Annotated in this window: 18 protein-coding genes and 1 tRNA gene; 10 read left to right on the forward strand and 9 right to left on the reverse strand. The window is 34.0% G+C overall.

Going from position 1 to position 25,139, the window contains the following annotated elements; all coding sequences use genetic code 11:
- Nucleotides 1-6: 6 nt before the first annotated feature.
- The 3 genes from gldM to DK508_RS20005 all read left to right on the forward strand — a co-directional run bounded on the left by gldM (nucleotide 7) and on the right by DK508_RS20005 (nucleotide 3,589).
- Nucleotides 7-1,554, forward strand: coding sequence for a gliding motility protein GldM (gldM, locus tag DK508_RS19995; RefSeq protein WP_109302546.1), 1,548 nt, complete (start codon nucleotides 7-9; stop codon nucleotides 1,552-1,554).
- Nucleotides 1,555-1,570: 16 nt separating this feature from the next.
- Nucleotides 1,571-2,464, forward strand: a complete 894-nt coding sequence (gldN, locus tag DK508_RS20000; RefSeq protein ID WP_109302547.1) for a gliding motility protein GldN — start codon at nucleotides 1,571-1,573, stop codon at nucleotides 2,462-2,464.
- Between the two features lie 69 nt (nucleotides 2,465-2,533).
- Complete coding sequence (locus DK508_RS20005) at nucleotides 2,534-3,589, forward strand: FAD-binding oxidoreductase (protein ID WP_109302548.1); 1,056 nt, start codon at nucleotides 2,534-2,536, stop codon at nucleotides 3,587-3,589.
- On the opposite strand, the gene DK508_RS20010 is transcribed toward DK508_RS20005, so the two are convergent.
- Nucleotides 3,562-3,948: a DUF983 domain-containing protein gene (locus DK508_RS20010; RefSeq protein WP_109302549.1), complete on the reverse strand. Its 387-nt coding sequence runs from the start codon at nucleotides 3,946-3,948 to the stop codon at nucleotides 3,562-3,564. The two genes, DK508_RS20005 and DK508_RS20010, sit on opposite strands and share 28 nt — an antisense overlap.
- Before the next feature lie 58 nt (nucleotides 3,949-4,006).
- Between DK508_RS20010 and DK508_RS20015 the strand changes: the two genes are divergently transcribed.
- The 7 genes from DK508_RS20015 (at nucleotide 4,007) to DK508_RS20045 (ending at nucleotide 12,916) form a co-directional block, all read left to right on the forward strand.
- Nucleotides 4,007-5,926, forward strand: coding sequence for an ATP-binding cassette domain-containing protein (locus DK508_RS20015; protein ID WP_109302550.1), 1,920 nt, complete (start codon nucleotides 4,007-4,009; stop codon nucleotides 5,924-5,926).
- Between the two features lie 224 nt (nucleotides 5,927-6,150).
- Nucleotides 6,151-6,609 (forward strand): MarR family winged helix-turn-helix transcriptional regulator, encoded by a 459-nt coding sequence (locus tag DK508_RS20020; RefSeq protein ID WP_109302551.1) that lies wholly within the window; start codon nucleotides 6,151-6,153, stop codon nucleotides 6,607-6,609.
- A gap of 175 nt (nucleotides 6,610-6,784) precedes the next feature.
- Entirely contained in the window at nucleotides 6,785-7,939 is a 1,155-nt protein-coding gene (locus DK508_RS20025) for an efflux RND transporter periplasmic adaptor subunit (RefSeq protein ID WP_109302552.1), read from the forward strand.
- Complete coding sequence (locus DK508_RS20030; protein WP_109302553.1) at nucleotides 7,939-11,169, forward strand: efflux RND transporter permease subunit; 3,231 nt, start codon at nucleotides 7,939-7,941, stop codon at nucleotides 11,167-11,169. The genes DK508_RS20025 and DK508_RS20030 overlap by 1 nt, the downstream gene beginning before the upstream one ends.
- Nucleotides 11,138-12,511: a TolC family protein gene (locus tag DK508_RS20035; protein WP_235016444.1), complete on the forward strand. Its 1,374-nt coding sequence runs from the start codon at nucleotides 11,138-11,140 to the stop codon at nucleotides 12,509-12,511. Before DK508_RS20030 ends, DK508_RS20035 begins: the two co-directional genes overlap by 32 nt.
- Before the next feature lie 48 nt (nucleotides 12,512-12,559).
- On the forward strand, nucleotides 12,560-12,742 hold the full coding sequence (locus tag DK508_RS20040; RefSeq protein ID WP_109302555.1) for a CPXCG motif-containing cysteine-rich protein: 183 nt from the start codon (nucleotides 12,560-12,562) through the stop codon (nucleotides 12,740-12,742).
- Between the two features lie 101 nt (nucleotides 12,743-12,843).
- Nucleotides 12,844-12,916: transfer RNA gene (locus DK508_RS20045), tRNA-Met, on the forward strand.
- Nucleotides 12,917-13,070: 154 nt separating this feature from the next.
- Here DK508_RS20045 and DK508_RS20050 read toward each other — a convergent pair.
- The 8 genes from DK508_RS20050 to DK508_RS20085 form a co-directional block, all read right to left on the reverse strand.
- Nucleotides 13,071-15,047, reverse strand: coding sequence for a trehalase family glycosidase (locus DK508_RS20050; protein WP_109302556.1), 1,977 nt, complete (start codon nucleotides 15,045-15,047; stop codon nucleotides 13,071-13,073).
- Nucleotides 15,044-16,111 carry a proline racemase family protein gene (locus tag DK508_RS20055; protein WP_109302557.1) on the reverse strand — a complete coding sequence of 356 codons (1,068 nt, stop codon included), beginning with the start codon at nucleotides 16,109-16,111 and terminating at the stop codon, nucleotides 15,044-15,046. Before DK508_RS20055 ends, DK508_RS20050 begins: the two co-directional genes overlap by 4 nt.
- A complete protein-coding gene (locus DK508_RS20060) occupies nucleotides 16,104-17,069 on the reverse strand; it encodes an ornithine cyclodeaminase family protein (RefSeq protein ID WP_109302558.1) in 966 nt (321 codons plus the stop codon). Before DK508_RS20060 ends, DK508_RS20055 begins: the two co-directional genes overlap by 8 nt.
- A 63-nt stretch (nucleotides 17,070-17,132) precedes the next feature.
- Entirely contained in the window at nucleotides 17,133-18,920 is a 1,788-nt protein-coding gene (locus tag DK508_RS20065) for an aminopeptidase P family protein (protein WP_109302559.1), read from the reverse strand.
- A gap of 78 nt (nucleotides 18,921-18,998) precedes the next feature.
- Nucleotides 18,999-21,251, reverse strand: coding sequence for a prolyl oligopeptidase family serine peptidase (locus DK508_RS20070; RefSeq protein WP_109302560.1), 2,253 nt, complete (start codon nucleotides 21,249-21,251; stop codon nucleotides 18,999-19,001).
- Between the two features lie 287 nt (nucleotides 21,252-21,538).
- The gene (locus tag DK508_RS20075; RefSeq protein ID WP_370443866.1) at nucleotides 21,539-21,754 is read right to left on the reverse strand and encodes a substrate-binding domain-containing protein; all 216 of its coding nucleotides are present in this window, start codon (nucleotides 21,752-21,754) and stop codon (nucleotides 21,539-21,541) included.
- A gap of 109 nt (nucleotides 21,755-21,863) precedes the next feature.
- Complete coding sequence (locus DK508_RS20080) at nucleotides 21,864-22,712, reverse strand: DUF4249 domain-containing protein (RefSeq protein WP_109302561.1); 849 nt, start codon at nucleotides 22,710-22,712, stop codon at nucleotides 21,864-21,866.
- Nucleotides 22,713-22,715: 3 nt separating this feature from the next.
- Nucleotides 22,716-25,121 (reverse strand): TonB-dependent receptor, encoded by a 2,406-nt coding sequence (locus tag DK508_RS20085; protein ID WP_109302562.1) that lies wholly within the window; start codon nucleotides 25,119-25,121, stop codon nucleotides 22,716-22,718.
- Nucleotides 25,122-25,139 lie beyond the last annotated feature (18 nt).

Raw genomic sequence — 25,139 nt, forward strand, 5'->3', positions numbered from 1 at the left:
AAGAATATGGCAGGAGGAAAACTATCCCCAAGGCAGAAGATGATTAACCTAATGTACTTGGTTTTCATCGCGATGATGGCATTAAATATGTCAAAAGAGGTATTATCAGCTTTCGGTTTGATGAACGAAAAACTTACCGAATCTAATACAATCTCTACAGAACGTAATAATTCATTTATGGCTGGTCTGGCTGAAAAAGTAACAGAACAACCTGAGAAATATACACCGCTTAAAGAGAAAGCAGATCAAATTAGTACGCTTTCTAATGAGTTTAATGCATATTTAGACAAGGTTAAAGCCGAAATAACTCAAGACTTAAGCGATCCAACTGATTATGAAACAATGGATAAGTCTCTAACTTTAGATCAAAAGTTTTTTGCAGGAGGTAAAGTTACTCCGGGAGCACAAGAATTTTTGGATAATGTTTCAAAATATAGAGATGGTGTATCTGCTGCAATTAAAGAGGTGAAAGAAGTGGATCCTTCGGTTGCAGATGATGTTATTAAAACTTTTTCTACTAGTGATGTTAAAGACAGAGCTGGTGTAAACAAAAAGTGGTTGAATTACAATTTTGAAGGATTTCCTTTAGTTGCTACTTTAACGAAGCTTACTCAAATGCAAGCAGATGTTAAAACTACTGAAAGTAAAGTGCTTTCTGCTTTATTAGCAGGTCAACAAGCATCAGAACTTTCGTTTAGTAACTATGAGGCAATTGTTGTAGCTGATAAAACAGCATTCTTTAGTGGAGAGAAATTTAAAGGTAGAATCGTTCTAGGACGTTTTGATGCTACACTTAAACCAACCAAAGTAATGGTTAATGGTAAGGAGCAGACAGAAGTTCAAAATGGTCAAATTATGTTAGATTTCCCTGCAGGAAATGTTGGAGAAAGAGATGTAGCAGGTGAGCTTGAATTTAAAGAGGGTGACTCTATAGTAAAAATTCCTATTAAGAGTTCTTATACTGTAATTCCGAGACCAAACTCTGCTGTAATTTCTGCAGATAAAATGAATGTGGTATATCGTGGGGTAAACAACCCAATGACGATTTCTATTCCTGGTGTGCCAAATGTAAATGCTACGGCTCCTGGTTTAAGAAAAACTGGTGGTGCTGGTAAATACATGATGAATGTTACAACTGTAAGAGCACGTGAAGTGAGCATTAAAGTAAGTGGTAAACTTGCTAATGGTACTTCAGTAAGTGATAGTAAGAAATTTAGAATTAAGGATATTCCAAGACCAGTAGGAACTGTTCGTGGAGAAGATGGTGCAATAAAAATGGCAAGAAATGCATTAAATATTTCTTCTATTGGAGCTATCTTACCAGATTTTGATTTCGATATCAAACTTAATGTAACAGCATTTAAGTTTAAAGTAGAAGGACAACCTACTGTAAGCGTACGAGGAAAAAGACTTGATTCTAAGGCTAAATCTGCATTACGTAAAGCAAAAAGAGGTTCTTCTATACAGATTATAGATATAAAAGCACAGTTAACTACAAATGCTGGATATAAATTGAAAAAGATATCTCCGGTTATTGTTGAGTTAACGAACTAAAATAAACGTATTAGTTATGAATTTGAAAAATTTTATATTAACCGTTTTTGGTGTATTGATCTCGGCAGTTGCGCTAGGTCAAACCAATAATATATTAAATGCCGAGCAGCCCGATGATATCGGAAAGAAAACTGCAGAACAAATATTGTATGATAACGATCACCCGTTAGAATATGGTTATGTTGATAAACGAGATGTATTATGGGCTAAAACAACTTGGGAAACTATTGATCTTGATGAGAGAATTAATTTTCCTTTGTATTACCCTATTGATACTTTTAATATAGGTGCTAATCGTCGTTCTTTATATGATGTATTAGTTTCTAATATCAAAAACGGAAAAGTAAAAAGTATTTATTCAGATTCATATTTTACTGAAACGCGTACTTTCGAAGACCTTCAGTCTACAATGTCTAAGATAGACACTACAGATTTAGGGTATGAGCAGTATAATGCAGGTGAAACAGTAGATCCTCAATATATTAATAGAAGAGATATTAATTCTGCAGATATTGCCGAGTATAAAATAAGAGGATATTGGTATTTTGATAAACGCCAAGGAGAATTGAGATACAGATTGCTTGGGTTAGCACCTGTAGCTCCGGATGTAAACTTTATCGATGATGATGAGCCTGATATGGTTGCATTATTTTGGGTATGGTATCCTGATGTAAGAGAAATTCTTCATAATGCGCTTGCTTTCAATAGAAGAAATACCTCCATGCCTTTTACTTTAGATCATATTTTAAATGCTAGGCGATTTAACTCGATTATTTATAAAGAAGATAATGAACAAGGTGACCGTGAGATTAAAGATTATATCGTGGATAACGCCTTAATGCAACTTCTAGAAAGTGAACGAATTAAAGAAAGTATTCGAAATTTCGAAATGGATATGTGGAGCTACTAAGTTCTATTATATAAAATAACTTATACAAAAAACGCCCAACCTAGTTGGGCGTTTTTATATTTTTACATCATGTTAGATTATATTGTTGTCGGTTTTGGGTTATCTGGTTTGTCTTTTATAGAACAATTAGAAAAAAATGATAAGTCATTCTTGGTTTTTGAAGATTCTTCTCAAAAATCCTCTAGAGTGGCAGGCGGGTTATATAATCCAGTAATATTAAAGCGTTTTACCGCTGCATGGAACGCCAAAAAACAACTTCAAAAAGCGATACCTTTTTATAAAAATGTTCAAACTAAACTTAATGAACAATTGGTGTTGGAGCTTCCTGTTTTACGAAGATTTAATTCTGTAGAAGAGCAAAACGCTTGGTTTGAGGCTTGTACCAAACCTATTTTAGAAGATTTTCTGGATCAGGAGCTAATGTATAATAGTAATGAGGGACTGGATATTCCTTTCCATTATGGGAGAGTACATCATACAGGTAGAATAGATATAAAAAACATGCTTTCGTGCTACTTAAACTATCTTGATAAAAAAGATTGTTTGGTAAACGAATCCTTTGATCATGAACAATTAATTATAACAGATAATTTTGTTTCGTATAAGGGTCAAGAAGCGAAAAACATATTATTTTCTGAAGGTTTTGGAGTGCAAAACAACCCTTTCTTTAAATATTTGCCATTGGTTGGTAATAAAGGCGAGTATTTGGTGATATCATCTCCTAAGTTACAATTAAATGAAGCCGTAAAATCTTCAATATTTATTATACCTCTTGGTAATAATCGATACAAAATTGGTGCTACATATAACAATCAAGACACTACTTCAGGGGTTACTTTAGAAGCAAAAGAAGAATTATTACGCAAATTAGAACGTTTTCTCAAGGTACCATATGAAATTATAGACCATGTAGCAGGGATTAGGCCGACAGTTAGAGATCGAAGACCTTTGGTGGGGACTCATCCAAAACATAAAAAGCTACATGTTTTAAATGGCTTAGGAAGCAGAGGTATACTAATAGGGCCTACTGTTGCCGAGAACTTATACGATGCGATTGAAAACGATACTGCTTTAGATAAAGAAATCGATATCAAACGCTACGACAACTTTTTTTCTTTGTTATAATGCATAAAAAAGTTGATCCAAATATTTCTGGATAGCCTTAAAATTATCGGTAATGAGATAATCATAGTCGCTGCAATTAATAAAAAAGTGGCAACTAAATTAAGTTTAAGAAGAAAATAACCAATTAAAAAAGCCGAAACCGCAAAGATAATGCCTACTGGATAGCTTACATACATGGCGCCATAAAAAAAAGAAGGTTCTATTTTATATTTGGTCTCGCAATGACTGCATCGTTCATGCATTTTTAGTGTTTCATTCAGTTTATAGGGGTTAGATACTTGGTACATGCTTTCTTGTTGACAAACCGGACAACTGCCTGTCATAATACTGTAAATCTTAGTTCCTTTTAAGAAGTTCATATGCTGCTTTTATGGTAACACAAAATTAAGCATCTTTGCAGAAAATATTCAAAAGCTCATGTTAAACATACACAACTTATCAATATCATTTGGAGGAGAGTACCTTTTTGAAGAAATCAGCTTCAGATTAAGTGCTGGGGACCGTGTAGGGTTGATAGGAAAAAATGGAGCAGGAAAATCCACAATGCTAAAGATTTTATCCAAAGAGCAAGAACCCGATACCGGGCAAATTGCTATGGATAAAGAGGTGAAAATTGGCTTTTTAAAACAAGACATTGATTTTGTTCAAGGTAGAACAGTATTAGAAGAGGCGTACGAGGCTTTTGTCGAAATTAAAAAGGCAGAACGCCAGATTGATAAAATTAACGCGCAATTGGCAGAACGTACAGATTATGAGAGTGATTCTTATAATGAGCTGATTACAGAACTTAGTGACCTTACACAACATTTCGAAATCATTGGCGGGTATAATTATGAAGGAGATACAGAACGTGTGTTGCAAGGTTTAGGGTTTGTAAGAGAAGATTTTGGTAGATTAACCGATACCTTTTCTGGGGGATGGCGAATGCGTATTGAATTGGCTAAGCTGTTATTGCAAAACAATGATATATTATTACTAGATGAGCCTACTAACCACTTAGATATAGAATCTATAATATGGTTAGAGAACTTCTTAAAGAGCTACTCGGGGGTAGTAATAATAGTATCTCACGATAAAATGTTCCTCGATAACGTTACTAATCGTACCATTGAGATTTCTCTGGGGCGTATTTATGATTACAATACCTATTACTCTAAGTATTTGGTGCTTCGTAAGGAAATGCGAGAACAACAATTAGCAACTCAAAAAAATCAATCCAAACAAATTGAACAAACCGAAAAACTGATTGAAAAGTTTAGAGCAAAGGCTTCTAAAGCTTCGATGGCGCAATCATTGATTAAAAAATTAGATAAAATAGAGCGTATTGAAGTAGATGAAGATGATAATGCAGTTATGAATGTTAGCTTTCCTATAAGTATACAACCAGGAAAAGTGGTAATTGAGGCAGATGATGTAGGTAAATCATATGGCGAAAAAGAGATTCTGAAGGATATTAATCTTTTGGTAGAACGCGGGTCTAAAATAGCATTTGTTGGTCAAAATGGTCAAGGTAAAACTACATTAGCCAAAATTGTTATTGATGAAATATCACATGAAGGAAATCTAAAACTCGGTCATAATGTTCAAATCGGATATTTTGCTCAAAATCAATCCGAATATTTGGATGGTGATATAACTGTTCATGAAACCATGATCAATGCTGCTAATGAGAAAAATCGTAGCAAAGTTCGGGATATGTTAGGTTCTTTTTTATTTAGAGGAGATGAAGTAGATAAAAAAGTAAAAGTGTTATCAGGAGGTGAGCGTAATAGATTAGCATTGTGTAAAATGTTGCTAGAACCTTTTAATGTGTTGGTGATGGATGAACCTACCAATCATTTGGATATTAAATCTAAAAATGTATTAAAAGAAGCCTTAAAAAGTTTTGAAGGTACGCTTATACTCGTTTCGCATGATAGGGATTTTCTTCAGGGATTAAGTAATACCGTTTACGAATTCAAGAATAAACAAATCAAAGAATATCTAGGGGATATAGATTTTTATTTAGAGCAACGCAGGGTTGATGACCTTAGGGATATAGAAAAGAAAGACAAGCAACAAAAAGAAGTATCAAGCACAAAAGAGACTGCAAAACAATCCTATCAAGATCAAAAGAAATTAAAATCACTCAACAATAAATTGAGTAATGTAGAGGCCAAAATCAATAAGCTTGAAAAAGAAATAAAAGAAATTGATTTAGAATTAGCTATCAATTATGATAAAACTATCGAAAAACCCAATTTTTTTGATTCTTATCAAGCAAAAAAGGACCTTTTGGTAACGTTAATGGAAGATTGGGAGACAACGCAAGGAGAAATAGACCAAATAACAAACTAATAAATATTGAGCATATTTTTGTTGAATTCGTAAAATCATCGTGATTATTTTTAATATATATAGTAGTCCGAGGTTTTTTATGAGAATCTTGTAGAATGGTGAGGTTGTTTTACGATTACTAAAAAAATGGTATGTTACTTTTACGATATTTTTGCCTTTAGTTGCAGGTGCAACTAGATTTTTATGAATATTTTTGTACTCTGAAAAATTAAAAGTAAATATCTATGAGTGATACAAAAGTCATCGATTTAAATGCTCATGCTTTGTCTTGGGTGGGTAAAATTCATTATGATTTTGGATTTTTGGTGCAAAAGGCATTTGAGGAAAACGGAATTGATTTATCCAAAGAGCAGTGGAGTGTTTTGAAGAGATTATATGTTGATGATGGACAGCCACAAAATGATCTAGCTTTTATTACCCACAGGGATAAAACCTCAATGACTAGATTAGTGAATACCATGGAAAGTAAAAATCTTGTGGTTCGAAAAAGTGATGAGAATGATCGAAGAGTGAATCGTATCTTTCTAACAAATCATGGTAAAGAGGTTATAGCAAAAGTGCGACCTATAATGTATGATTTGATTCCTATGGTACAAGAAAGTTTGGATGATCAAGAAATAGAAGTTTTAATCACTGCTTTAAAAAAAGTGAAAGCAAAAATTGCAGAGATAGCAGAAGAATAATAGTCATAATTTTTGACCTTTAAAAACACCTATTCAATAGGTGTTTTTTTTGTTTTTATCTCTTCGAAAATTCACCTTTTAATTTTTATGAGTTCTTTAACTGCAACCTAACTGGGTTGTTGATAGTTTTGTGCAGCTTTTTGTAAATAAGAATAAGGCGTAAACAAAATAATGTATGAGAAAAATAGTACTTTCTATACTTGGAGTAGTGTTAATAGCAGTAGCTCTTTTTTTTGCTAAAACAATTGTAGATAGCAAAAAAAGAATTAAACCTCGATCTGCCAAAGTGATCAAAACGGTCTTTGTGGATACCGTACAAAATAGGACTGTGCCTATTATTATTGCTGCCAATGGTACTCTTACCGCAAAAAGACGACTAGAATTGTTCTCAGAGGTGCAAGGTGTGTTTAGAGGAGGATCTAAACTTTTTAAAACAGGTCAAAAATACAGTACAGGTCAAACTTTAATAAGGATTGATGCATCAGAGTATTATGCTAGCGTTCAATCGGCCAAAAGTAATTTGTATAATTTGGTGACTTCGATAATGCCCGATCTGCGATTAGACTATCCTGAGATTTATGATAAATGGCAAGTCTATTTAAATACCTTAGATATGAATAAGACTACGCCACCACTGCCTGAAACCACCTCAGAAAAAGAAAAGTATTTTATTACCGGAAGAAATATCTATTCGACATATTATAATGTTAAAAATCTAGAACAACGTCTGGCAAAATATACCATATCTGCACCATTTGAAGGAGTACTTACTGAAGCTTTGGTAAATGAAGGTACTTTGATACGACAAGGACAAAAATTAGGAGAGTACATTAATACCAATGTATATGAGATGGAAGTCGCCGTTGGAAAAGAATATGGAGATTTACTTGAGATCGGAAAATCAGTAAAACTCTCAGATTTAAATAATACCAAGACATTTACAGGAGTAGTAACTCGAATCAATGGTAGAGTAGACCAATCTACACAAACGATAACCGCTTTTATAGAAATAAAAGAACCTTCACTTAGAGAAGGAATGTATCTCGAAGCTAATCTAGATGCCAAATCCGAAGAAAATGCCATAGAGATTAACAGAAGCTTGCTTCAAGAAGGAAACCAAATCTTTGTAGTTAGAGATAGTATTTTGGATATGATTAATGTAAATCCAGTATATTTTTCGGATAAAAAAGTGGTGCTCAAAGGGATTCCAGATCAGACCATTATTTTGTCAAAAAGTGTTCCTGGTGCTTATGCTGGCATGCTCATTTCTGTATATGGATCTAAGAAAACTAAAGTTAGAGAGAAGTCTAATAGTAAAGCAGCACAATAATGAGAAAGATAATTGCATATTTTATCAAATATCATGTAGCTGTTAATGTAATAGTTCTTGCCTTCCTGATTTTTGGGGTTTTTGGAGCAATTTCATTAAAATCTTCATTCTTCCCTCTGGTAGATTCTAAAAACGTATCTATAAATGTTACCTATCCGGGAGCTTCTCCGCAAGAGGTAGAAGAAGGGATTATTCTCAAAATAGAAGATAATCTAAAAGGATTAGATGGTGTGGATCGAGTAACATCGACATCAAGAGAAAATAGCGGATCTATAAACGTAGAAATCGAAAAAGGAAAAGATATCGATTTTATGCTGTTAGAGGTAAAGAATGCTGTAGATCGTGTTCCTTCTTTTCCAACGGGTATGGAGCCTTTGGTAGTAGCCAAACAAGAAGCAATTCGTCCTACTATTAATTTTTCCGTAAGTGGTAATGATATTCCTTTGGGTACCTTAAAACAAATTGCCAGACAAATAGAAAATGACCTTAGAGGAATAGATGGGATTTCGCAAATTAATATTTCGGGATACCCTGCAGAAGAAATTGAAATAGCCGTAAACGAAAATAGCTTATTAGCATATAATTTGAGTTTCAATCAAGTTGCTCAAGCCGTTAGTCAAGCTAATATTTTAACAACAGGAGGAACAATCAAAACAGATACCGAAGAGTATCTTATTCGAGCTAATAATCGGTCGTATTATGGTCGTGAATTATCTAATCTTATTGTTAAAACAGATCCTTCTGGTCGAACAATACGCTTAAAAGATATTGCAGTATTGCGAGATCGTTTTTCTGAAACACCGAATGCAACATATTTTAATGGTAATCTTGCTGTTGATGTACAAATAACAAGTACAAACACCGAAGATTTGATCTCTTCGGCAGAAAAAGTAAAGGAGTATATAGAAGATTTTAATCAAAAGTATACCAATGTTCAATTAAATGTAATTAGTGATCGATCTATTACTTTGGTGCAACGAACAGAGCTCCTTACCGAAAATGCAATAATAGGGATGATTCTGGTTTTACTTTTTTTATCCTTATTCCTAAATACCCGCTTAGCATTTTGGGTAGCATTTGGATTGCCAATTGCTTTTTTGGGGATGTTTGTTTTTGCAGGACAATTTGGTGTTACTATTAACGTATTATCCTTGTTTGGGATGATAATTGTAATCGGGATTTTAGTAGATGATGGTATTGTAATCGCCGAGAATATATATCAACATTATGAAAAAGGTAAGACCCCGGTACAGGCAGCCATTGATGGTACTATGGAGGTAATACCGCCTATTATATCTGCAATTATCACCACTATATTAGCCTTTAGTATTTTCTTGTTTTTAGATGGTCGTATTGGCGAATTTTTTGGAGAAGTTTCGGTAATTGTAATTCTTACACTTACGGTATCTCTAGTAGAAGCATTGATTATTCTTCCTGCGCATTTGGCGCATTCTAAGGCGTTAAAGAAACAAGGTAAAGAAACCAAAACAGGAATAGCAGCAGTTTTTGCCAAATTAAGATATATCAACACGTTTGGTGATCATATCATGGGGTGGCTAAGAGATAATGTCTATAGCCCTATGTTACGATTTGCATTGCAAAATAAACTGTTTACATTTTCATTATTTATTGTTTTACTGATCCTAACTATTGGTAGTATTGGAGGAGGTATTGTTCGTACATCTATTTTCCCCCAGATTGCAAGTGATCAGGTAAGAATAACGCTTAATATGCCAAATGGTACTAATGAAAAAACAACAGATAGTATTATTTCTTTAATAGAACTAAGAGCGATTGAGGTTAATAAGCAACTTACCAAAGAGCATTTACAAGATCCTATATATGAGGATAAAGAATTATTTAAAAATATAATTAGTAATAGAGGTCCAGGATCTTCGTCAGCCGCGTTGGTGATAAATCTATTGCCAGGAGAGGAACGCCCGGATATAGTATCGGCATCTATGGTAACCAATCTTATTAGACAAAAAATGGGAGAGGTTAATGGAGTAGAAAGTTTGGTGTATGGTAGTGGCGGTAACTTTGGAGGAAGACCGGTTTCAGTGTCTTTATTGGGTAATAATATAGCCGAATTAAAAGCTGCAAAAAAAGAATTAAAAGAAACACTAGTTGGAAATGCGTTATTAAAAGACGTTACCGATAATGACCCTGCCGGAATAAAAGAAATTAAATTAGAGTTAAAAGAGAACGCATACTTGTTGGGGTTAAACTTAAACGATGTGATGAGACAAGTGCGATCAGGTTTCTTTGGAGTTCAAGCACAACGTTTTCAAAGAGGACAAGATGAGATTCGTGTATGGGTAAGGTATGATAGAGATAATCGTTCTTCGATTTCGGATCTAGAAGATATGCGCATCACTACGATATCTGGAGAAAAAATACCTCTTACCGAGATTGCCAATTATAGTATAGAGCGAGGCGACGTTGCCGTAAATCATTTAGATGGGCGAAGAGAAATACAAATTTCTGCAGATCTTAAAAATCCAGAAACTACAAGTTCGACAGATATTCTTACCGAAATCCGTACGGTAACCATGCCAGAGATCTTATCTAAATACCCAACGGTTACACCTTCTTACGAAGGTCAAAATCGTGAGGCGGGCAAATTTTTGGGGTCATTGGGGCCAGTAGGACTTACGGTATTGGTTTTGATTTATATAACCATAGCATTTACGTTTAGAAGCTATAGTCAACCATTATTACTATTATTATTAATCCCATTAAGTTTGCCGGCAGTAGCTTTTGGGCATTGGGCTCATGGTTTTTCAATTAATCTATTATCATTATTAGGAATTATTGCTCTGATCGGGATCATGGTTAATGATGGATTAGTCTTAATAGGTAAATTTAATAGTAATCTTAGAGAAGGGCTTACCTTTGATCAGGCCATTTATGAAGCAGGGAGATCTCGTTTTAGAGCCATTTTTCTTACCTCACTAACCACTATTGCGGGATTAGCACCTCTTATTTTTGAAGAAAGTAGACAAGCAAAATTTTTAATCCCCATGGCTATTGCTATTGCTTACGGAATTGGTTTTGCTACTGTTCTTACACTATTAGTATTACCTTTATTTTTATCATTTAGTAATATGATAAAGGTAGGAACCAAGTGGTTAGTTACAGGTAATGCAATAACCAAAGAAGAAGTAGAACGAGCTATAATAGAGCAAAAAGATGAACATGAAGAACATCATCATGAAGTACAAGTATAAGTCTACCGCTATAGTAGTGTTACTTTTGTTAGTAGTTTCTGTAAGTGCAACTGCCCAAAAATTAACCAAAGCCGAAGCTATAAGGCTTACGTTAGAAAATAATTTCGGGATATTGGTAGCAACCAATAATATTGAAGTATCCAAAAACAATAAAAATATCCTTAATTCTGGATATTTACCAACGCTTAGTGCTGCAGCCGGAGGAACTTATCAATCGGCAAATAGTAATACGAGTTTTCAAGGTGCTATTGATCCTAATACAGGAGCGCCACGAGCAGATATTGAAATAGATGATGCAGAAACACAACGATATAATGCATCATTAAACCTTAACTACACGTTATTTGATGGTTTAGGAAGGTTTTATAATTACAAAAGACTCAAGGAGCAATATAATCTTACCGAATTACAAGCAAGAGAAACGATAGAAAATACGATCGTGCAGTTGTTTACTGTGTATTACGAAGTGGCAAGATTATCAGAAAATATCGGAATTCTTGAAGAAACATTAAGGATCTCACAAGAACGTGTGTCGAGATCTAATTATCAATTTGATTATGGGCAAAATACTAAACTTAATGTACTCAATGCAGAAGTTGATGTCGCTAATGATAGTATTAATTTGTTGAATGCAAAACAACAACTAATTAATACCAAGCGAGATTTAAATGTAATTCTTGCAGATGATTTAGAAAATGAATTTGAAGCAGATACCGTTGTTAAGTTTATTCCAAAATTATTATTAGATGAGTATATGGATTCATCTGTAGAGAATAATGTTACTTTATTACAAAACCAAAGTAATATCAGAATCAGTGAGTATGATATTAGAGTAAGTAAATCTGGATATTTGCCTACGATTGGATTAACAGGTTCTTATGGGTGGAATGAGAACAGAAACCCGCCATCGGCTTTTTTTCCTGGTAATGTAGCCGATACGTATACACTTTCTGCAGGAGTAAATCTTACCTGGAATCTTTTTGATGGAGGAGGAACTGCTACTAGAGTTAAGAATGCAAAAATTGCTTTGGACAATCAAGAAATTGCCAAAAACAGAATAGAACAGGATGTAAAGAGAAATATGGCCAATGCATTAGGTAATTATAAAAACAGACTGAGTGTATACGCCATTCAACGGCAAAATGTACTTACTAATCAAAATAATTTTGAACGATCAAAAGAACGATTCAAATTAGGTCAGATAACCTCTATAGAGTTCAGGCAGGCGCAAATTAATTTGATATTAGCCGAAACGAATAAGAACGCGGCAAAATACGATGCTAAGATAGCCGAGCTGCAACTTTTACAACTTACAGGACAGCTACTTAATATTGAGTTTTAAGTTATATATACTTTTGGTATATTACTAACTTGTACTATATAATACACGATGTTTGAACATTTTTTTCAATGCCCATACTGTTGGGAAGAAATATCGATGCTACTAGATCCTTCTGTAACATATCAAATTTATGTCGAAGATTGTGAGGTATGCTGTAATCCTATAGAGCTACATTCACGATTTGAAGAGCAGGAACTTATAAGTTTTGAAGCTATAAGTATAGAACAATGAATATAACATCTTAATTTGAAGTCACTTGTATTATTTTTTACTTTTTTAATATAAATAGTGTTGTTTAAATTAAAAATGGTTGTATATTTGCCGTCCAATAGCGCGGGATAGAGCAGTAGGCAGCTCGTCGGGCTCATAACCCGAAGGTCACAGGTTCGAGTCCTGTTCCCGCTACGAAGAAAACCAGTTGTGAAAACAACTGGTTTTTTTATACCCAAAAATCTGATGCCCTGCATCAAAGAAAGCCTCTTGATTCATAAAGAAGCTACATTTCCATTTTTATCATTGATGATTTTTGAAACTATAAAATCTTTTTTTCATTTTGAAATTAATCTTCTACCAATAACATAATTACATGTGCAGCACTCCAACTAAAATTTTTGGCATGTAAGCCTTGTCCGCTAATCGGGTGATAATTTTCACGAATTGGTTTCCCTTTTTCTAATAAGCCTTCAGCTCCTTTTAATATTTGGATTGTAGCTTTATTAGCTTCATCATTAAATCCATAATTTCGCAATCCCTTAACGCCAAAATAAGCTTGATCTAGCCAGTTTGGTCCTCGCCAATAGCCTTTTAACGGAGCAAATTTTTCATGATCTGCACTCATGGTTTGAAAAGGTACTTTGGTATAAAACTTATTTGGATTCATCATTCGATTCTTTACTTTTTCTGCTTGATCTTGGGTAGCTACTTTAGCCCAAAGCGCCGTCCAACCTTCACTACCTTCTCCTTTGATAAAGGTTTTTCCGTCTAAAGAAGTATCATAAAACCACCCATCTTCAATACTGAAAAATTGTGTTTGGATAATGTGCTTTAAAGCTTTTGCTTCTTTTAAATAGGTTGCGGCATCAGCACTTTCTAATGCTTTAGCTAATTGAGCGAGGTACAATTTTTCGGCATAGAGATAAGCATTTAGATCTACACTTTCTTGATATAAGGAATAGGCTCCTTCATTATTTTTTACAATTTTAGAATTGTCAAACCGTATGGCGTTATCCATACCACTTTCCCATTTTGCGGCAATTAAACTACCATCTGTTGAGCCATATTCACAAATACCATCTTTATCGTGATCACGTTTGTTATACCACCAATAATGATATTTTTTAAGTTTGGGATACATGTATTTTATAAACTCTAAATCATTATCTTTTTCAAAAACCTTAGTAACTGCCCAAGCTGATAATGGAGGTTTTGTATCTCGGTAATTATGCGCTTCAATCGTAGTATCTCGATAGACGACATCAGCAACAAAACCATCATTATTTTGAAACTCGAACATGAGTTTAATTTGTTTTTTAGCTAAATCGGTGTTATAAAATGAGAGCCCTACACTATGTTTCCAAGAATCCCAAGACCAAAATCCGTTGAACCACTTGTAATGATAACTAGGAAATAAGCCATCGTGTTTAATTTCGCCAGCAGGAATGCGCCAGTTGTTTTGTAAGGTGAGATGCGCTTTCGCCAAAGTTTCCTTATATATGGTATCCTCAAATTGAGACTTTGCATTCGTAAATAATGCCTGTAATTGCTGGTCTTTCTCTATTTTTCTTTGGATTAAAAGCGAGTCAAAATTTGTGTTTTTAATCTTTTTAAGTTCATTTTTCCACGAATATTCAGGAAAAATAAAGCTTTGGGATGTTTGAAGTTTTATGACTTCTTCTGGTTGTAAAGTGATGGTTCTAGGCTCAGTATTATAACTATTGTTTTGACAATTTTCAACGATATCAAAAAACTGTAAATATCCTATGGCTGGAGTTTTTACTGACGTAATTTTGATGCTATTGCCTTCTGCTTTAAGGTTTAAACTATCAGCAAAAACGGGCTTGTTTTTCCATTGATATTTTATAGAAATAGTTCGGCTTGAAGTGTTTTTAATTTCAGATTGAATATGTGCAGTATGTCCAGATGCAAAAATCAATTGCTGGGTAAGTTGAAGCGCATCTGAGGTGAAGATTTGTTCTAAATGACTGTTGTAACTTGCTGTTTTATGTGATTTCCATTCGATATCTGTAATTGATAATTCGGTCAAGGCCTTACTTGCCCAAATTCCATTTTGTTGCGTGAGTAAAAAAGGACCTGTAAAACCTGTTAGGTTGGTTGAATCTGGAAAGCTATAGGCAAACCACGCGCCTTGGTCAGAAAACATTAAACCATCTTTGTCAAACTTATGTTTTGGGATGATTTTATAATTGAGAATGTTTTTAGTGTAAGAAAGTGCTTCAAACCTTTGTATTTGCTGTAGTTCTTTTTGTGTACAACTAAAAAGTAAAACAATGATGATTACGTAAATTAATTTTTTCATCTTAATATAAACCCATTTTTCATTGGGTCGTTAGGATCAATTACAAAAGTTTGCGTTCCTGTGATATATGCGGTACCTTCAACTTGAGGGATTACGGCTTCAAAAGAACCATAATCTTCTTCAGAAATTACCGAACCTTTAAATACCGAACCTGTAATACTTTCAATAGTCATTGTATTACCATAATCGATTTCGCCTCGAACTTTATGAATGGCCATGCGTCCTGAAACACCAGAACCTGTAGGGCAACGATCTATTTCGCCTTCGGCAAAAACGCATACATTTTTACTGTCGTTTCCTGATGATTGTTTCTTATTATCAATAAAAATCGTTCCGTAAAGAAAACTTAAATCCTCTTCAAAAGGATGCAAAATTTCTTTGTCTGCTTGCATTACAGCATGTTTAATATCCATTCCTTTGATGATTAATTCCTTATAAGATTCTGGACTTAAATCAAAATTAAAATTGTTTTTAGCCATATCTACATAGGCATAAAACGCACCTCCATAAGCTAAATCATAAGTCACTTTTCCTAAACCAGGAACATCAACTATTCTGTCTAATCCAATAACAAAACTGGGTACACAGTGAAAACGCACACCAGTAACTTTATCATTTTTCACATTGGTGTATGAAGTAATTCTTCCACAAGGTGCATCAATTTTTAAGACATTATCACCTTCTTGTACCTCGATCCATTGCATTTCTACAGCGAGTGTTGATATAGCAATAATAGCGTGACCACACATAGTAGAATAGCCTTCATTGTGTAGAAATAAAATCCCAAAATCACCTTCTTCATTATTTGGAGGTGTTAAAATACAACCATACATATCTGCATGCCCTCGGGGTTCAAACATTAAAGTTGTACGCAAGTGATCGTAATGTTTTTTACAATATCTGCGATACTCTAGGACTGAATTTCCCTTTAATTTAGGAAACCCATCAACAATAACACGTAAAGGCTCACCACCCGTATGCATATCAATAGTCTTGATCTGCAACCAATTTTCAGGTGATGAGAATTCTGTTTTAGATAATATGTTTTTATAGGTGTTATTCATTGTTGTTATGGTATCGTTTATAATAATAATTGGCAGCAATTAAATCCTCCAGTGCATGCCCTACCGATTTAAAAAGTGTGATTTCATCATTAGACTGCCTTCCTTGTACTTTGCCAGAACATAGTTCGAACAAATCGGCTTTAATATCTTCTTCCTTTAATATTCCGTTTCGAAGAGGAATAACAATATCTCCACTTTCTTTTAACCCACTTTGAAAGGTATCTAAAAAAACAGAAGCTTTAATAATGGCTTCATCATCGGTCTCGCGCATATCCTTTTTGTAGCTCCCAACTAAATCAATGTGTTGTCCTGCTTTCAAATACTTACCTAATACCAAAGGCGATTTTGATAAGGTAGCACAAGAAACAATAGCAACTTCACTTATTTTTTCTTCAATGGTTTTTATCGCTGAAACAGAAAAATCTTCATCTTTTAGTAGTGATGCAATGGCTCTTGCTTTCTCGAAAGTGCGCCCCCATACATATACTTTTTTGATGGGTCTAACACTGGAGTGAGCCTTAATAAGATTTGTTGAGAGAGCCCCAGTACCGATCATTAATAATGATGAGGCATCTGGTTTAGACAAAAAAGAAGAGGCAAGCGCAGAAGCCGCAGCCGTTCGTTTTACAGTTAAACTTTTGGCTTCTAGTATGGCTTTTAAAGTGCCTTTTACAGCATCAAAATAAATGTAAATACCTTGAATAGATGGTAGATTAAATTGTGCATTTTTAGGACTTACTGTTACCATTTTTACACCTGCATTTTTACTAGGATTCCATGCAGGCATTAACAACAGGGTAGAATCTGCATTAACTTCAGGATTTGGAAAATCGTAATGCTGTCGCATAGGAATAATAACTTCCTTTGAAGAAAATCCCGTTTTTAATTCTGAAATTAATTCTGAAAAAACGGTTTGTTCTTCGATAAAATCAGCAGATATTTGAGTAACTATATTCATTTTTTAAAAATACAGACTTCTATATGTCTAGTTATCTATCAATCGATTAGAATATGAGTGCAATTAATGAGTCATCTTACATTTATTTTTAAGCCATTTTAATTCTTCTTTATTTAATAATGGACCGAGCAATTCTATTACATGTTTGTGATAGTTGTTTAACCAGTTAATGTCATTTTTGGTTAATAATTCAAAATCGATAAGATTTGTATCTATATAACATAGCGTTAATGGTTCAAAGCTCAAAAACACACCAAATTTGGTTTTGTTAATGATTCTAGAAAGTACTACATTTTCAATTCTAATTCCAAATTCTTTAGCCACGTAACATCCTGGTTCTATCGTTGTCAATTGATTTGCTAGATGTGGTGTTGTTCCTCTTTTGGTAGTTGCTGTAGTTGCAAACCCTTGGTCAGGTTCATGAACCATCCCAAAACTTCCGATTCCATGACCGGTACCATGTGGATAATCAAGCCCGTTTTTCCATAAATAAGCTCTAGCAAAAGCGTCAATTTGCACACCTGCGGTTCCTTCCGGAAATTGTAATTGTTCTAGTTCTATGTAGCCTTTCAAAACTGAAGTATATGCTCTCTTTAGTTCTTCTGAAGGCGTCCCACCCAACCAAACAGTTCTGGTAATATCTGTAGTGCCATCTTTGTATTGCGCACCACTATCAACTAATAATATACCTTCATTTGAAACCATTGTTGAATCTTCCTTGGGCGCTGTATAATGGATAATAGCACCATTACCTTTGTATCCAACAATAGCTGCAAAAGATTCTCCTATATAATGTTCTCGCTGTTGCCTAAAACCTTCAAGTTTTTTACCAATTTCATATTCAGAAATTGCTCTTTTTTCTAATTCTTTTTCTAACCAGATAAAAAATTTCGTTAAGGCTACGCCATCCTTTAACATACATTTCTTTACCCCTTCAACCTCAATAGTATTTTTAATGGCTTTTAGTTCTTTCGCTAATGAGTTTTCAAAAACAAACGTTCCACGAACAGCTTCAAAAGTTGCATAATTTAAAGAAGATGCGTCTGTAATTATTATTTTATTTTGAGTTAAAGATGGTAGCATTGCAGCAATGCTATCATAATCATGTATAGAAATATTTAACTCTTGAAACATTGAGATTGCAGAAGCAGAGAATCGATGTTTATCGCAAAATAAAATCGAAGTTTTTTTTCCTACTAAAGCATAAGCCGTTACTAAAGGTGTGAAATCAACATCTTTGGAGCGCATGTTAAATAACCAAGCGATTTCATCCAAAGAAGAAAAAAAATAAAAATCTGCTTGTTGGTTTTTGATTTTTTCTTTTACTTTTTTAAGTTTTGAAGCTGTTGATTCACCGCTAAACTCTATTGGGTGTATGGTTATTGAATGATTTGGTACATCTGGCCTGTTGGTCCAAATTTCTTTAGCAAAATGTGGGAGATTTTGAAGTTCTATATTTTTTAATCTAGTAAAACCTTGGATATAGTCGATTTGCGCTTTTGAAAATTGGCGATAATCAAGCCCAATACTAGAATGTTCATCCAATATATTGCATATCCATTCTATATGTTCGGGAGCATGAGGAATAGATTGCTTGTAGAGTGTTACTTCATTGTTTTTACATTCTTCTTCAACTTGCAAAAAATAGCGAGAATCTGTCCATAAGGCGGCTATATCTTTGGTAACAACCAATATTCCTGCAGAACCCGTAAAACCAGAAAAATATGCTCGAAGTTTCCAATGATCAGCAACATATTCGGATTGATGTGGATCGGTAGAAGGGATAATAAAAGCATGTATTCTTTTTGAATGCATATATGCCCTTAGATTGCCTATTCTTTCTGTTATCATTAATAAAACTTGCGATTAAAAAATGTTTACGTTAAAGCCGATATATTTATCTATTGTTTATACTATGGGTAATACGTTTCATTCCCATCTGAAATCCCAGATAGTTTCAGCACCTAATAAATGTTTTACAAAATAATTCCATCGTTTTTTAATAAAATATTTTCTATGGATATCTTGATATCCATGACGCTGACTTGGTAAAATCAATAAATCAAAATCCTTATCGGCTTTTATTAAAGCCTCAGCTAGTTTGAAAGTAGCAGATGGATTAACATTTTCATCAATACCACCATGTGTAATCAGTAATTTTCCTTTAAGATTTTTGGCATTTGTAATATTTGATACGTTATGATAGGTTGAATCAATAGGCCAACCTTGATACATTTCTGGCCACCATGCTTTTTCCATCCTAAAGTCATGATCTGCAGAACTTGCTACACCTACTTTATAAAAATCTGGGAAAGTTAATAGTGCTCTTCCTGTATCAAAACCACCGGCAGAATGACCAAAAACTCCAACTTTGTTTATATCAATAAACGAATGAATATTTGCCAAGTGTTTTATTGCCAAAACATGATCTTCCAAATTATTTCCCATGTTTTTATACGAGTGATCATGAAATTTTTTTGAACGCCCAGAAGTTCCTAATCCATCAATTCTGATCACAATAAATCCTAATTCGGCTAATGATTGTTCGTTAAAAACACTTTCAAAAGATTTAGGGAAACGCTGAGTATGGGGGCCAGTATAAGTAGCATCTATAATTGGATATTTTTTAGAAGCATCGAAAAATGTGGGCTTCCAAAAAGCTCCATAGATAGTCGTTTTATAATCCTTTGCTGTTAAGCTAAATGTTTCTGGTACTTGATATCCTTTGCCTATGGCGTTGGAAATATCTGCTTGAGTTAATTGAACAATTACTTGCCCATTTTTAGCATTTCTTAAAACTGTTTTTGTAGGAGTTTGAATGGTCGAATAGTTGTCTACAAAGTAGTTCCCATCTTTTGAGAAATTAACAATGTGATGAGTCTTTTCGGGCGTTAAAAGTGAAACATTTCCTTTAAAATCTACTTTATATAACTGTTGATGATAGGGATTGTTTCCTTCTTCCTTTCCGGAAGCCAAAAAGTAAATGATCTCTTTTTTTTCATCAATATGTTGAATAGAATTGATGTAGTAATTTCCTTTGGTTAGCCGCTTAGTTTCATTATTCTTTAAATCCAAAAGATACATCTGTCGCCAACCACTTAACTCTGATAAAAACACTAACTTTTGATTGTCTTCTATAGTTCTATACGTAAAATTATCTATTCCAGTATCACTGATCTCTTCGATTAATGTTTGCTCTTTTCCAGAATTAAGATCAATCAATTTTGTAAACTCTTTTAAATACCCTCTCTCTGCATAATTTGCAATAAACTTACCAGATTCCTTCATCCAATCTCCATTAACAGAATTTATATGAGTACCTGTCGGTAAATTTGTTTTTACTTCTTTTTTAGTCTCAACATTATAAAACACAGGGGTTATTCTTACCATAGTTGTATCACCGGGAGAACCTCTGTAGTACGACAGTAATTTTGGTTTATATAAAGAGTCTATACTCCAATCAAGTAAATACATTTTTTCAGCATTTCTAGTATCTACAATACTAGTAGCAATCCATTTAGAATCTTTAGACCAATCAACATAAAACCGCTTGGGACGTTCCCCGTTTTCTCCTTCCATTTTATCATACCAACCATACCATGAGGCATATTCATAACCGTTTTTTCCTTTATTACTTAGCGGATATGCTTTTCCAGTAGTTGTTGATTTAATATAAAGGTTGTAATCTTTGGTGTAGGCAATCCATTTACCATCTGGCGATTTACTCTCGTTAGGGTTTGTTTCTTCGTTTTTCTCTTCTTGAAGTTTTAAATTATACGTTTTTAAATCTAAACAATAACGCTTTTTTTTAGTTGAAAATTCTAACGTGTCAGACCTTTTTTCAATGTTTGAAAGTGATAAGTTATTGGCTTTAAACTTTTCTTGAGTAAGATTGCTTAAAGCTTCTGCTAATTGTTTTTGATCAAATAGATCAACAATCTTTTTTTCTTTAAATGTTAATGTTTTATAGGACTTACCATTAGTATGATGATTTATAAACCAAATCCCCGAGTTATCTTTAAACCAGTATACATCTGTGAATAGGTTAAAAGCTGTTTTATTATTGAAATTATCATACATAAAACTTACAGCACTGTCATAGTTTTCTTTTGTAACTTCTTGAGCTTTCAAATAAAATATTCCAACTAGAAACAGGAAAATAGATAAATAACGTCTATTCATAAAAAATGTTTAGATATAAAAAATGAATAAATTGTAGAAAATATAGCTAAGCTCTCTAACAAAATTATCACTTGTTTCCTGGTTTAAATAATTAATTTTTACCTATTTATGGTATTATATTATCCTTAACTAATCTTTAAAGACATAACTATGGTTAATTTATTACAAAAAAAGTAATATGTAATGTGAATAATAATTTGAGTTTTTGTTACTACAATAAGATTTATTCTATAGTAGTTTTGTTTAAACCTTCATGAACCCTGCTGTATTGAGTTATATTGTAATGTTTAAAAAATCTTGAAAGTTGATGCTCTAACAATTAATTCGGTTTTTACCTCTACTGTTTTATTCATGGTAATATCATTTGCGTCGTCATTTTCGATTTCTTCAATTAAGTATTTTATTGCTGTTTTTCCCATCGTATTCCCAGGTTGATCGACTGTGGTAAGTTTAGGCTCAATTACAGTGGAGTGTTTAGAATTACTAAACCCAATGACTGCAATTTCCTAGGGGATGTTGATGTTGAATTTATTGAGCATAGAGAAAAATTTATATAAATAAAAAAGGTGCCAAGCTCTAGAAACTTGACACCGAACATCAAACAAACCTAATCTAATCTTCTTGAAAAGTGTAACTCATTTTGACTACTTCTGTTAATCTGAAATATCCAAAAGCGTAATTATCTGCATTTGTTTCGTTGATACAATTACCTTTTACGGCGACAGGTGTAGCTTCAAAAAGCCCTACACCTCCTAATTGCGAAATCAAAATCTTTATATAGTCGTAATATGGTCTAGAAATACCAAACAGCTCAATGTCTACGATGTCACCAGGTTCAAACGGAACCCGATTCTCATCCTCATCTTCTTCAATCTCGTACCACCAATCGATTTCATTACCATTTACGAATTCGTCTTCTGCTACTTCCAAATCTGGTAATAAATCTCCTCTTCGTTGAAATTTAAACAAGTAATTGTCTCCTTCTTGAGCAGGATCTGTGAAAACCAAATGTACTTCCAACTCATCCTCATCAAACCCTTCTTCTCTGGATTGAAAAATATTTGTAACCTCAGGAACCGATGTCATCGTTTCTGTTGCAGTGTACACCTCTCCATTATAATCAACGCGAAGCGAATACGATTGCCCAATAATTGGTTCAAAATTGACGGTACTGTATGCTCCGTTATTTTGATCAATAAAAATATATGTTTCACCACTAGTGTTATTAGTAATTGCCACAGAGGCTCCTGTAACTTGAGTGATACTATTGGTATCAAAAAATGGAGTTGATTTCCGTAATTGAATGGTCTGTTCGTTTCCAGCAGTTCCTTTTTCCCAATCGATAGAGGCTTCAATAACCAGTCGTTCTGGACCTTTTTGCACTTCAATGTCGATCACATCTTCACAAGAAGTTAAAAAGGCAATTATAAGTACTAAAATGTATTTTATTAATGTTTTCATGGCTTAAAATGTAAAGTTGTAAGTTAATGAGGGTACAATACCAAAAATGGCAGTTCGAGTAGCTTGGTTAGCTCCAGTTTCGAGGTTTTGTCCAAAAGAAATGGAAGCCGCATTTTTTCTATGATAAAGATTATATACACTTAGTACCCATTCTCCTTTAAAACGCTTGTTTTTGTATTTCTTTGGTTTATAATTTAAAGAAACGTCCATTCTATGATATGCGGGTAATCGATCTGAGTTTCTTGGAGCATAACTAGCAATAGACAAATCTTCGTATTCATACTGCCCGTTGGGATATGTTACAGGTCTACCTGTTTGAAACACCATATTTGCCCCAAAACTCCATTGATCATCGAATCGATATGTACCTGAAATAGAAATATCATGAGTTCTGTCAAAAACCGCATTGTACCACGCGCCATTATTGATGCCAGGACCTCCTGCATTTCCTCCTGGAGTACGCTGCTCGGATTTAGAAAGTGTATATGCTATCCATCCTTTTAAATTACCTTTGTTTTTACGAAGTAAAAGTTCCAGACCGTAGGCACGCATCTCTCCATTCAAAATTTCTGTTTCAATGTTGTTTTGACCAATCAATTCTGATCCATCTATATAATCGATTCGATTGCTTACAGTTTTGTAGTATGTCTCAACTTCTAATGAATAGGTCTTATCTAAAAAATTCCGGAAATATCCTAAGGCATACTGATTAGAAAGTTGAGGTTTAATAAAAGGTCCACTGGGTGTCCAAACATCCAAAGGAGTAACCGATGATGTATTTGATAACAAATGAATATATTGTGCCGTTCTTGAAAATCCAGCTTTAATTGAGGAATCTTCATTTAACAAATAGGCCAACGACAAACGAGGCTCAAAATTTCCAAAAGTCTTGATAACATCACTTTTTGTATGATTGGTCTCACCCACTTCTTCTCCTCGTTGGTAAATATCCAAAGTTGAATTGTATACTACAGGTTGGCCATTTGCATATTCGGCAATAGGTTGCTCTCCTAAACGAGAAAAAACACTATATCTCAAGCCAAATTGTGTGGTTAATCTGTCTGTAAGTTTATATTCTGTATTGAGATATAATCCCCCCTCGAAAGCTCGTTTCTGATCCAAAGACAATGCGTTTATTGGCGAGGTTTCGGCAGTAGGTTTTATTTGCCCGGGATCAAAATCGTAGTAAAGCCCATTAGCTCCAAAATCTAAAGTTAACGCATCATTTAGATAGTATTTAAAGTCATACTTAAGATTATAATTGGTTATTGAAGATACCCACTCAAACTCATCTTGAGCGAATTCTAAATCATAATCATAACGACTCCAGATTGCGGAAAGATTTGAGAATAAACGATCGTTAAAAATATGATTCCAGCGTATATTGCCTGATGTGTTGCCATAACTGCTATCAAAACTATTTCCTAGTTTAAAGGCATCTCTACCAAAATAACCGCTTAAAAAGATCTTGTTATTTTTATTGATGTTGTAATTAGTCTTTAGGTTTAGATCGTAAAAGGAGACACTATTTTTTTCTCCAGCCGCTTTAAGTATCAAGTCAACATATGATCGTCGGCCTGCAATCAAAAAAGAACCTTTATCCCCAAAAACAGGGCCTTCGGCAGTTAATCGGCTAGAAATCAAACCGATTCCGCCAGTTAATCCAAAGTTTTTACGATTTCCGTCTTTTTGACGTATATCCAACACCGAAGAAACCCTCCCTCCAAAACGAGCAGGGATACCCCCTTTGTATAGTTTTACATCTTTGATAGCATCTGCGTTAAACACCGAAAAAAAGCCAAACATATGTGAAGTGTTATAAATTACAGCTTCATCAAGTAGTACTAAATTTTGATCCTGTGCTCCTCCTCTTACATGGAAACCCCCTGTACCTTCACCATTGTTCGTTACCCCTGGTAGCATTTGAAGGGATTTCAGCACATCCACTTCACCCAAAACAACTGGCATTTGTTTCACTGTTCCAATGTTCATCTTGGCAACACTCATCTGTGGTTTTCGAAGAATAGCTCGTTCTGTTCTTTCTGTGGTAACAATAACTTCATCAAGTTCTGCAGACAATTCAGCAATCTCTACATCATGTCTAGTATTCTGGTTCAAGTTGATTTTAACATTAATATCACTATACCCCATATATGAAATATTTAAGGTATACTCTCCTGAAGGAGCGGTAATAGAATAAAATCCATATTCATTAGTAATTCCACCAATTGTAGTGCCTGTAAGGAATACAGAAGCACCAAAGATAGTTTCACCATTACTACTATCGGTAATAATACCACTAATGGTATGATTGGTTTGAGCAACTGCCATCGAGTAACTTAAAAAGAATAGCCACAGCAACCATAGGTTGATTTTGATTGTTGGGCTTAGGTACGATTGATTGTTCATTTTTTGATTTTTAAAAGT

Origin of the sequence: Aquimarina sp. AU474 (assembly GCF_900312815.1) — a bacterium.
GTDB lineage: Bacteria > Bacteroidota > Bacteroidia > Flavobacteriales > Flavobacteriaceae > Aquimarina.